The organism is Curtobacterium sp. Csp2 (assembly GCF_013347165.1).
On the sequence record NZ_CP054593.1, the window covers coordinates 2,438,293 to 2,448,715 of the forward strand.

General features: G+C 69.0%; 9 protein-coding genes and 2 pseudogenes. 6 read left to right on the forward strand and 5 right to left on the reverse strand.

The features are described from left to right. A pseudogene (locus tag HUN59_RS11790) lies at positions 1–228 on the forward strand (anthranilate phosphoribosyltransferase); the annotation flags it as partial. 128 nt (positions 229–356) lie between these two features. On the opposite strand, the gene trpD reads toward HUN59_RS11790, so the two are convergent. Next, complete coding sequence (gene trpD / locus HUN59_RS11795) at positions 357–1,412, reverse strand: anthranilate phosphoribosyltransferase (protein WP_174778458.1); 1,056 nt, start codon at positions 1,410–1,412, stop codon at positions 357–359. A 70-nt stretch (positions 1,413–1,482) separates the two neighbouring features. Between trpD and ctaE the strand changes: the two genes are divergently transcribed. The 5 genes from ctaE (at position 1,483) to HUN59_RS11820 (ending at position 6,887) form a co-directional block, all read left to right on the forward strand. After that, complete coding sequence (ctaE, locus tag HUN59_RS11800; protein WP_058743205.1) at positions 1,483–2,121, forward strand: aa3-type cytochrome oxidase subunit III; 639 nt, start codon at positions 1,483–1,485, stop codon at positions 2,119–2,121. Between the two features lie 21 nt (positions 2,122–2,142). After that, positions 2,143–2,946 carry a cytochrome bc1 complex diheme cytochrome c subunit gene (gene qcrC / locus HUN59_RS11805; RefSeq protein WP_058743206.1) on the forward strand — a complete coding sequence of 268 codons (804 nt, stop codon included), beginning with the start codon at positions 2,143–2,145 and terminating at the stop codon, positions 2,944–2,946. A 33-nt stretch (positions 2,947–2,979) separates the two neighbouring features. Next, on the forward strand, positions 2,980–4,047 hold the full coding sequence (gene qcrA / locus HUN59_RS11810) for a cytochrome bc1 complex Rieske iron-sulfur subunit (protein ID WP_058743207.1): 1,068 nt from the start codon (positions 2,980–2,982) through the stop codon (positions 4,045–4,047). Beyond that, positions 4,047–5,735 (forward strand): cytochrome bc1 complex cytochrome b subunit, encoded by a 1,689-nt coding sequence (qcrB, locus tag HUN59_RS11815; RefSeq protein WP_174778459.1) that lies wholly within the window; start codon positions 4,047–4,049, stop codon positions 5,733–5,735. The genes qcrA and qcrB overlap by 1 nt, the downstream gene beginning before the upstream one ends. A gap of 192 nt (positions 5,736–5,927) precedes the next feature. After that, positions 5,928–6,887 (forward strand): phosphodiesterase, encoded by a 960-nt coding sequence (locus tag HUN59_RS11820; protein ID WP_174778460.1) that lies wholly within the window; start codon positions 5,928–5,930, stop codon positions 6,885–6,887. A 236-nt stretch (positions 6,888–7,123) separates the two neighbouring features. Here HUN59_RS11820 and HUN59_RS11825 read toward each other — a convergent pair whose 3' ends face one another. From HUN59_RS11825 to HUN59_RS11840, 4 genes and pseudogenes are all read right to left on the reverse strand, one after another. Then, on the reverse strand, positions 7,124–8,677 hold the full coding sequence (locus HUN59_RS11825) for a stealth conserved region 3 domain-containing protein (protein WP_174778461.1): 1,554 nt from the start codon (positions 8,675–8,677) through the stop codon (positions 7,124–7,126). Positions 8,678–8,784: 107 nt separating this feature from the next. Next, positions 8,785–9,225 (reverse strand): DUF6804 family protein, encoded by a 441-nt coding sequence (locus tag HUN59_RS11830; RefSeq protein ID WP_229666691.1) that lies wholly within the window; start codon positions 9,223–9,225, stop codon positions 8,785–8,787. Continuing rightward, entirely contained in the window at positions 9,225–9,827 is a 603-nt protein-coding gene (locus tag HUN59_RS11835) for a GDSL-type esterase/lipase family protein (protein ID WP_058743211.1), read from the reverse strand. The genes HUN59_RS11830 and HUN59_RS11835 overlap by 1 nt, the downstream gene beginning before the upstream one ends. Next, positions 9,824–10,234: pseudogene (locus HUN59_RS11840) on the reverse strand (DUF2867 domain-containing protein); the annotation flags it as partial. The gene HUN59_RS11835 and the pseudogene HUN59_RS11840, both read right to left, overlap by 4 nt. Between the last annotated feature and the right edge of the window lie 189 nt (positions 10,235–10,423).

A 10,423-nucleotide genomic window follows, 5' to 3' on the forward strand; every position in this document is an offset into this window, starting at 1 on the left:
GTCTCGACGATGGCCGCGATCGTGATCGCCGCCTCGGGCGTGCCGGTCGTCAAGCACGGCAACCGCGCGAGTTCGTCCAAGTCCGGGTCGAGCGACGTGCTCGCCGCCCTCGGACTCGACCTGTCGATGGACGCGGTGCGGGTAGCGGACACGTTCCGGCGTGTCGGTCTGACCTTCGCGTTCGCGAGCGCGTTCCACCCCGGCTTCGCGCACGCGGCTCCGGTGCGCCTGCTCGCGAGACGCCGCCACGACGACGAGACGCCCCCGGATCCGGGGGCGTCTCGGTGGTTCGGGGGCGTTTCTGTGGTTCGGCTGCGTCTCGGCTCGGCTCGGCTCGGCGCCGCGGCGTCGCTGGGTCAGGCCGCGGGGGCCGCGCCGACCCAGTCGGCGAGCTTCTGCGCCGCTGCGCCGGAGTCGATCGCCTCGGCGGCCNCGACGAGCTGCTCGCGGAAGCGCTGCAGGATCGGCTGGTCGGCCTGGTCGGGGTCCTCGGCGAGCCGGAAGGACACCAGTCCCGCGGCGGCGTTCAGCAGGACGATGTCCCGGACCGGGCCGGTCTCCCCCGCCAACACCCGGTGGACCACGGCGGCGTTGTGCTCCGGGTCGCCGCCGAGCAGGTCCTCGGTGCGCGCCCGGGCGATCCCGAGGTCACGCGGGTCGAGGTCGTGTTCGATGACCCGGCCGCCGGTGACCTCCCAGATGTGCGAGTGCCCGGTCGTGGTGAGCTCGTCGAGGCCGTCGTCCCCGCGGAACACCAGCGCCGTCGCGCCGCGGGTCTGGAACACGCCCGTGATGATCGGCACGAGCTCGAGCTGGGCCACACCGACCGCGTTCGCCTCGCACCGGGCGGGGTTGACGAGCGGGCCGAGGAAGTTGAAGACGGTCGGCACACCGATCTCGCGGCGCACCGGAGCCGCGTGCGCGAAGCCGGGGTGGAACGCGCTCGCGAACGCGAAGGTCAGACCGACACGCCGGAACGTGTCCGCTACCCGCACCGCGTCCATCGACAGGTCGAGTCCGAGGGCGGCGAGCACGTCGCTCGACCCGGACTTGGACGAACTCGCGCGGTTGCCGTGCTTGACGACCGGCACGCCCGAGGCGGCGATCACGATCGCGGCCATCGTCGAGACGTTCACGGTGCCCACGACGTCGCCGCCGGTGCCGACGATGTCGAGCGCCATCGGGTCCACGTCCAGTGGGACAGCGGCATCGAGGATGGCGTCGCGGAACCCGACGACCTCGTCGACGGTCTCGCCCTTCGCGCGCAGGGCGACGGCGAACGCGGCGATCTGTGCTGCGGTCGCACGCCCCTGGACGATCTCCTCCATGGCCCATGTGGACTGCCTGATCGAGAGGTCCTCGCGCGCCATGAGCGCGCTGATCACCGCAGGCCAGGAGAGTGAGAGCGACATGCCTCGATCGTAGTGAATTCGAGAGACCCGCCAGTCTGCTGCGAAAACACTGTCACAGGTTTCGGCCATAATGGAGGACGTGACTAGCACCCCTCTCTCCAGATCCGCCAGCGGTCCGGTCCTGAACAGGCCGAACGCCGTTGCCGTGGGGACGATCGTGTGGCTGGGCAGCGAGGTCATGTTCTTCGCCGGCCTGTTCGCGATCTACTTCACGCTGCGCAGCACCTCGCCCGAGCTCTGGGCGACCGAGACGTCCAAGCTCGAGGTGCCCTTCGCCTCCGTGAACACGATCATCCTGGTGCTGTCCAGCTTCGCCTGCCAGTTCGCGGTCTTCGCCGCCGAGCGCTTCCAGGTGCACCGCACGAGCTGGAACCCGAAGGACTGGGGCATGACGGAGTGGTTCTTCGTCACGTACTGCATGGGCGCGATCTTCGTCTGCGGCCAGATCTTCGAGTACGCAAACCTCTGGCACGAGGGCGTCACGCTCTCCTCGAGCGCCTACGGCTCCGCGTTCTACATGACCACCGGCTTCCACGGCCTGCACGTCACGGGCGGTCTCATCGCGTTCCTCCTCACCCTGGGTCGTGGCTTCGCCGCCAAGAACTTCGGGCACAAGGAGGCGACCACCGCGATCGTCGTGTCGTACTACTGGCACTTCGTCGACGTGGTCTGGATCGGTCTCTTCGCCGTCATCTACCTTCTCAAGTAGGAACTGGACACCCCGCACAGCATGTTCAACAGAACCAAGTCCAAGAAGGGCCGCCGTTCCCCGATGGCGACCGTGTCGCTCATCGTCGTGGGTCTCATGACCACCGGCGGTGCGTACGCGCTGTTCAGTTCGACGGCCAACGCCGACGACAGCACGACCACCGTGGCCTCGAGCCAGTCGAAGGTGAACGAGGGCCAGAAGCTCTTCGCCTCGAACTGCGCGACCTGCCACGGTCTCGACGCGCAGGGCACGAGCGAGGGCCCGTCCCTCATCGGTGTCGGCGCCGCGTCGGTCGACTTCCAGGTCGGCACCGGTCGCATGCCGATGGCAGCCCAGGGCCCGCAGGCCGAGGAGAAGCCCGCCCAGTTCACGGACGAGCAGATCGACGCCATGGGTGCCTACGTCGCCTCGCTCGGCCCCGGCCCGGCCGTCCCCTCCACGTCGCTGACCGACGGCAAGGGTGACGCCGCCGAGGGCGCAGAGCTCTTCCGCATCAACTGCGCGATGTGCCACAACGTGGCCGGCGCCGGTGGTGCGCTGACCGAGGGCAAGTACGCGCCGAACCTGCAGACGGTCTCCGGCAAGCACATCTACGAGGCCATGGCCACCGGCCCGCAGAACATGCCGGTCTTCAACGACCTGAACCTCACGCCCGAGCAGAAGGCCGACATCATCACGTACCTCAAGTACGTGCAGGACAACAAGTCGCCCGGCGGCTTCGCCCTCGGCTCCCTCGGCCCGGTGGCAGAGGGTCTGTTCATCTGGATCTTCGGTCTCGGTGCGGTCGTCGCGATGACCGTGTGGCTGACCGCGAAGACCAACTGATCGTCCGTGTCGAACGACACTGAAGGGAACACCATGGCAGAGCACGACGACGAGGCACTGAGCTCGTCCTCGGCTGTCGAGAAGCACGGCACGACCAGTACCCCGGCAGGCACGGCGGTCGTCCCCGCCGACCCGTTCGAGAACCCGGGCGAGCCGCCGCACCGCGCGCGCCGCACCGACGTCGACCCGAAGAAGCAGCGCCTGGCCGAGCGTCAGGTCGCCACGTTCTTCTACCTGTCCATCGTGGGCAGCGTCCTGGCGATCGCGGCCTACGTCGCGTTCCCGATCGACCCGGAGAACTTCGGCACCGTCCGCGCCGGCAACCTCTGGCTCGGCCTGGCCATCGCCCTCGCGCTCATCGCCCTGGGCCTCGGCGCGGTCTACTGGTCGAAGACGCTCGTCGTCGACCGTGAGATCTCCGAGATGCGCCACCCCACCCGTGGGACCGACGCGACCCGCGCCAAGGCGGTCGAGGCGTTCCAGCTCGCCGACAAGGAGTCCGGGTTCAGCCGTCGCAAGCTGATCCGCAACTCGATGATCGGCGCCCTGGCCGCGTTCCCGCTGCCCGGCATCGTCCTCGTCCGTGACCTCGCCCCGGCAGAGGACCCGAACGAGCTGCTCCGTCACACGTTCTGGAAGTCGGGCATGCGCCTGACGAAGGACCCGACGGGCCTCCCCATCCGGGCCTCCGACGTCACCATCGGTTCGGTCTTCCACGTGATCCCGGACGGCATGCTGGACTCGGAGCACATGCTCGAGGAGAAGGCCAAGGCCTCCGTCCTCCTCATGCGCCTCGACCCGAAGGACCTCAACCCCGCCAAGGGGCACGAGGACTGGGGCTACGACGGCATCGTCGCCTACTCCAAGATCTGCACCCACGTCGGGTGCCCGGTCGCGCTCTACGAGCAGCAGACGCACCACCTGCTGTGCCCGTGCCACCAGTCGACGTTCGACGTCTCGAACAACTGCGAGGTCATCTTCGGCCCGGCCGCACGTCCCCTCCCCCAACTTCCGATCGCGATCGACGACGACGGCTACCTGGTCGCCCAGAGCGACTTCCACGAGCCGGTCGGACCGTCCTTCTGGGAGCGTGAACGCTGATGACCAGCACCACAACCACCACCCCTTCGTCGACGGCCACGAAGCCGGCGCCGGAGCGCGGATCCCGCATCATCGGCGGGGTCGCGAACTACATCGACGAGCGCACCAGCATCTCGGGCCTCGTGAAGGAGGTCGGGCGGAAGATCTTCCCCGACCACTGGAGCTTCATGCTCGGCGAGGTCGCGCTGTACAGCTTCGTCGTCGTCCTGCTCTCCGGGACGTTCCTGACGTTCTTCTTCCAGGCGTCGATGACCGAGGTCGTCTACAACGGCTCGTACGTGCCGCTGAAGGGCGTCGAGATGTCGACCGCCCTGCAGTCCACGCTGAACATCTCGTTCGACATCCGCGGCGGACTCTTCGTCCGGCAGATCCACCACTGGGCAGCGCTGCTGTTCGTGGCCTCGATCATGCTGCACATGGCCCGCGTGTTCTTCACGGGTGCCTTCCGCAAGCCGCGTGAGCTCAACTGGGTCTTCGGCTTCGTGCTGTGGATCCTGGCCATGGCCGAGGGCTTCACGGGCTACTCGCTCCCCGACGACCTGCTCTCCGGCAACGGTCTCCGTATCATCGTCGGCATGATCGAGGGCGTCCCGGTGATCGGCGTCTGGATCGCCTACCTGCTGTTCGGCGGCGAGTTCCCGGGCACCGACATCGTCGGCCGCCTGTACACGCTGCACATCCTGCTGCTCCCGGCGATCCTCGTCGCGGTGCTCGGCGTCCACCTCGTGCTGGTCGTCATCAACAAGCACACGCAGTTCGCAGGCCCCGGCAAGACGAACGAGAACGTCGTCGGCGTCCCGATCCTCCCGGCGTTCGCCGCGAAGGCCGGTGGCTTCTTCTTCATCGTCGCGGGCATCCTGGCCCTCATCGCGTCGCTGTTCACGATCAACCCGATCTGGAACTACGGCCCGTACGACCCGTCCCCGGTGTCCGCCGGTACCCAGCCCGACTGGTACATCGGCTTCGCCGACGGCGCGCTCCGTCTGGTGCCGCCGCACTGGGAGGTCGTGTGGTTCGGCTACACGGTGTCGTTCAACATCCTCGTGCCGATCGCGGTCCTGATGTTCCTCCTCATCGCGATGTTCATCTACCCCTTCATCGAGGCGTGGGTGACCGGTGACAAGCGCGAGCACCACCTGGCCGACCGGCCGCGCAACGCCCCGACCCGCACCGCCTTCGGTGCGGCGGGCATCACGCTGTACGCCTCGCTCTGGGCGGCTGCCTCGTCCGACATCATCGCCACGCACTTCATGGTGTCGATCGAGCACGTGATCCACGTCATACAGGCCACGACGGTCCTCGGCCCGTTCGTCGCCTTCTGGATCACGAAGCGCGTCTGCCTCGCGCTGCAGAAGAAGGACCGCGAGATCGTCCTGCACGGCTACGAGTCGGGACGCATCGTCCGCCTGCCGCACGGCGAGTACATCGAGGTGCACGAGCAGCTCGACGAGTACGAGCGCTGGAAGCTCCTGCAGTTCAACGAGTACAAGCCCCTCATGATCCGTCCGGACGCCAAGGGTCGGATCACCGCGGTGCAGAAGACCCGTGCACGCCTCTCCCGCTTCTTCTTCGAGGACCGCATCGCGCCGGTCACGAAGTCCGAGCTCGAGGCCGCGCACGCCGCGCACCACGGTCCGGAGATCGACAGCACCACCCCGGCCCCCGCGGTCGGTGCCGGGAACCACTAAGCCTCAGCAACACTTCTCGGCAAGAACGAACGAGCCCCTCGTCCACTTCGTGGTCGGGGGGTTCGTTCGTTCGCCTCAATTTCAGAGAAACACGCTTCCGGTTCACCTCGGATTCAAGAACGAGTGGTGGACTCGTGGAGAACGGTGTGACACTGTGTTGCACTACGCATCCGCCAACGGAACGAGACACCGATGGACAGCCGGACGGCCGAACACCCCAGGCCGAACCACTTCCTCCTCCACCTCAGCGACACCCACCTCGTGGCGGGAGACGGCGCCCTCTACGGGGACGTCGACTCCGCAGCACGACTGCAGGCGATCATCGCCGACATCGAGGCCTCCGGCACCCACCCCGAGGCGATCGTCGTCACCGGCGACGTGGCCGACAAGGGTGAGCCCGGCGCCTACGCCCGGGTCCGCGACATCGTCGAGCCAGCCGCGGCCAGGATCGGCGCGCAGGTCATCTGGGCCATGGGGAACCACGACGAGCGCGGCGCCTTCCGCCAGGAGCTCTTCGGCCTGCAGCCCACCGACCGCCCCGTCGACTTCGTGTACGACGTGAACGGCCTGCGCGTGATCACCCTCGACACGAGCGTCCCGGGTCAGCACCACGGCGAGGTCTCCCCCGCGCAGCTCGACTGGCTCGCCGAGGTCCTCTCCGAGGCAGCGCCGCACGGCACGATCCTCGCGATGCACCACCCGCCCGTGCCGAGCGTCCAGGACCTCGCCGTCCTCGTCGAGCTCCGCGACCAGGCGGCCCTGGCCGAGGTCGTCGAGGGCTCCGACGTCATCGCGATCATCGCCGGCCACCTGCACTACTCCACGAGCGCGGTGTTCGCCGGCATCCCGGTCTCGGTCGCCAGCGCCACGTGCTACACGCAGGACCTGACGGAGTACCAGGGCGGTACCCGGGGACAGGACGGCGCGCAGTCGTTCAACCTCGTGCACGTCTACGGCAACAACGTCGTGCACTCGGTGGTCCCGGTCGGGCACTACTCGACCGTGGGGCAGCCGGTCTCCGCGACGGAGACCGAAGCACGTCTCGCGGCCGCGGGGGTCTCCATCCCGGCCGCGGTCGAGCCGGCCCCGGTCACGGCGAGCATCCCGGTGTTCACCCTCGACGCGGTGCCCACCAGCCCCGTCCGCCGCTGACGAGCAGGGCGCCGCGGAGTCGCAGCGCTGCGTGACCGCGGTGCTGCGGCCTCACGTTGCCCGCGTCGGTGCGCGCCGAACGCGCACGACACCCCGTGAGCGCGACGCCGAGCGTGCGGGGAACGTCGGGCGGCGACGCCGAGCGTCCCAGATCTGGCACACTCGGCGCCCCTCACTCGGCACGTCCGGCGCGTCCGGCGCCCCACCCCCGGCTCGCCCGGCGCTGGGCGCCAGCGCTACTCCGCGGTACGCTCCCACGGCGCCGGGAACGGGAAGTACCGCTCCAGGAAGTCCGTGACGCGCGCTGTCCGCTCCTCGTCCGAGACCTCGGGGAAGCTGCCGTCGTTCAGGCAGAAGAAGTCGACGTTCCGCTTCTTGAGCAGGTCGTCGAGCGCCTTGAGCCCGGACTGCATCGTCGTGTCGACGTACCGGACGGTCGCGTTCTCCTGCATGATCGCGCGACCGGTCAGCAGTGCGTAGTAGTGGTACAGCGAGTTCGTCACCGAGATGTTGTCGGCGGCCCGGAACCGCGACGCGGCGGTGGCCCGGAACTCGTCCGCGAACTCGTGCTCCATCTCGGTCATGATCGACGCCCGGAGCGGCGTGGGCGCGTGCTCGAGGTGCCGCGTGGTCACCGCGCCGAAGCGCTGCTGGAGCAGGCGACGGTTCACCCGGGCGGAGTTCTCGAACCCGCTGCGAGCCGGGTTGTTCGAGCCGAGCCCGATCCGGGTCGTCGCGAGGATGAACTTCGTCACCGACCCCGGGCTGAAGAACACCGACGGGTCGACCGAGCGACCGAAGAACATGTCGTCGTTCGAGTAGATGAAGTGCTCGCTGATGCCCGGGATGTGGTGCAGCTGCGACTCGACGGCCTGCGAGTTGTGCGTGGGCAGCACGGAGGGGTCCGCGAAGAACTCTTCACTCCGGACGATCCGCACCTTCGGGTGGTCGGCGAGCCAGTGCGGTGCCGGCGAGTCGGTGGCGATGTAGATCTGCCGGATCCAAGGGGCGAAGGTGTGCACGGATCGGAGCGCGTACTTCAGCTCGTCGATCTGCCGGAAGCGGGCGGGGGCGTCGTCGCCCTCCCCCAGCACGGCGTTCGCCTGCGCGGCCTGGCGGGCGCGCTGGTACTCGATCGCGTTGCCGTCGACCCACGAGAAGACGATGTCGATCGGGAAGCGGATGTCCGACACGTGGTCCTCGAACATGTGCTCGACGGTGCGCCACGTGCGGCCGTACCGCTCGATGTCGACGACGACGAACTCCTCGATCGGCAGGGAACGGCGCATGAGGGCGTTCTCCTTCGGCGCGAGCACCTCGGTGTCGGTGACGCGCCAGAACTCGAGCTGCACGCTCGTCTCCGCGCCGTAGCGCAGGCGCCCGAGGGGCTCGAGGCGGGGTCGGAACACCCGCAGGACCGGCTCCTCGACCGGACCGAGGCCGTCGTCGATGACGAGCACCGCGGGCTTGCCCGGCGGCTTGGCGTAGAACGGCTCGTTCGCCGAGGCGGCCATCACGGCGCTCTCGGCCCGCTGCCGGTCGCGCTCGTCGACCGCGATCACGGGGCGCTGGTCGTTGCCGCGGATGAGCAGGTGGTCGACGTCGCCGGCGGTGAGCGCGTCGTCGAGGAACAGGAGGTCCTCGATCATCGACTGCTGGGGCGTCAGGTGCCCGTTGACCAGGGTCAGCCGTCCCTTGCGGACGACGACGTCGGGACGGTCGAGACCGCCCGAGGACGGTCGAGGGTTCAGCAGAGGACTCTCGGTCGCCGGCTCGGTCTCGTGGCTCATCCATGCCCTTCGGATCGTGTCGCCGGGCCCTGCGCCCGGCTCCTGTGATCCTACCGTCCGGCGGTCACCCCGGTCGGCGGGTCGGCTCGCGCCGCCGACGTGGTGCGCTACGGCCTGGAGGCGCTGCTCGCGTCCGCCTGACGCGGCACCTTGACGAGGATCCCGACAGCGACGAACAGCGCGGCCACGACGAGTTGCAGGGCGGCCCAGACCTGCCCCGGGATCGGCACGACGACGACCGGGTTCCAGCAGACCGCGACGGCCGCCATGGCCACGGCGGCCCACCACGTGCGTCCGCGCACCGCGAAGACGAGCACGATGAGCGCGAGCACGGTCACGCCCCACCGGACGAACACGAACGCCGACGAGTCGATGATCGCCACGAACGCCAGCAGGAGCATCGCCGCGATGAGCGACGGCGCGAGGGCGGGCCGCGTGAACGGCGGGGTGGTCTTCGCGGTGGTCGCCCCGCGGCCGGCGGTGCCCGGTCGCGACGAGGGCACACCGGTGAGCGACGACCCCGCCGGGGGCCGACCCTTCCGGGCCATCAGGCGCCGGCCTCCTCGAGGTCGATCGCCTGGATCGGGCGCGACATCGGCGGGAGGCCCCGGAGCCGCTCGAGGGCGGGTTCGAGCTCCGCGACGACGGCGCGGTAGCCGTCCTCGGTCAGGTGCAGGCCGTCGTCGGTGTACCGCTCGTCGAGGTGGTCGCCGTCCGCGAGGGCGGGCCAGAGGTCGAGGTACTGCGCGTGGCAGGTGGCGACGAACTGGCGCAGGTGCCGGTTGGCCGCGTCGATCTTCGCCGCCCACTCGGCCTGTCGGGGCAGGATCGACACGAGCAGCAGGCGGACGCCAGGCAGTTCGCGGCGGAGCGTCACGAGGACGGACTCGACGCCGCGGACGACGTGCTCGACGCTCGCGCGGTGGTTGCCGAAGTCATTGGTGCCGATGAGCAGGACGATCGCCTCCGGCTGCTCGGCGACGACGGCGTCCAGACGCTCGAGGACGCCGTCGGTGGTGTCCCCGCCGATGCCCTGGTTGACGACGTGCTCGCCCGGGAGCCAGGCGTCCCAGGAGCCCTGCTCGGTGATGCTGTCACCCAGGAACAGGAGCGGTCCGTGTCCCTCGGTCGTGGCTGGCCGATCGGTCATGCTGCCTCCTCGTGGACGGGTGCCTCGGACCCATTGTGCTGGGTCCAGTTGCGCCCCGTCGACTCCGTGTGCTCGGACTCGCGCTCGGCGGCGGCCGTGATGCGTTCCACCATCCCGGGGAAGATCACCCCGTGGAACGGCAGGATCGAGTACCAGTAGAGCCGTCCGGACAGCCCCTGCGGGAAGTAGATCGCACGCTGGTGGTAGTCGCTCCCACCGCCGTCGCTCGGTGTGACGGTCATCTCGAGCCAGGCGCGACCCGGCGACTTGAACTCGGCGCGCAGGCGCAGGTACCGCCCGCGCTCGAGGCGCTCGACCCGCCACCAGTCCAGGGCGTCGCCCTGCTCCAGGCGCTTCGGGTCGCGGCGGCCGCGGCTCAGGCCCACCCCGCCGGCGAGCTCGCTTCGGGTCGCGGCGGCCGCGGCTCAGGCCCACCCCGCCGGCGAGCTGTCGCTGTCTCTTATACACATCTGACGCTGCCGACGATCCACTCTGTGTAGATTTTGGGGGTCGCCGTATCCTTAAAAAACACAACCTAATCTCCTCCATACGTTTAGTCATCATTCTCTTCCTCACGTCTACAGTCAATCACTAAG

Excerpts from the sequence above, each read along its gene's own strand:
- ctaE (WP_058743205.1), top strand. The coding sequence starts at position 1,483 with ATGGAGGACGTGACTAGCACCCCTCTCTCCAGATCCGCCAGCGGTCCG.
- qcrC (WP_058743206.1), top strand. The coding sequence starts at position 2,143 with ATGTTCAACAGAACCAAGTCCAAGAAGGGCCGCCGTTCCCCGATGGCG.
- qcrA (WP_058743207.1), top strand. The coding sequence starts at position 2,980 with ATGGCAGAGCACGACGACGAGGCACTGAGCTCGTCCTCGGCTGTCGAG.
- qcrB (WP_174778459.1), top strand. The coding sequence starts at position 4,047 with ATGACCAGCACCACAACCACCACCCCTTCGTCGACGGCCACGAAGCCG.
- HUN59_RS11820 (WP_174778460.1), top strand. The coding sequence starts at position 5,928 with ATGGACAGCCGGACGGCCGAACACCCCAGGCCGAACCACTTCCTCCTC.
- HUN59_RS11825 (WP_174778461.1), bottom strand. The coding sequence starts at position 8,677 with ATGAGCCACGAGACCGAGCCGGCGACCGAGAGTCCTCTGCTGAACCCT.
- HUN59_RS11830 (WP_229666691.1), bottom strand. The coding sequence starts at position 9,225 with ATGGCCCGGAAGGGTCGGCCCCCGGCGGGGTCGTCGCTCACCGGTGTG.
- HUN59_RS11835 (WP_058743211.1), bottom strand. The coding sequence starts at position 9,827 with ATGACCGATCGGCCAGCCACGACCGAGGGACACGGACCGCTCCTGTTC.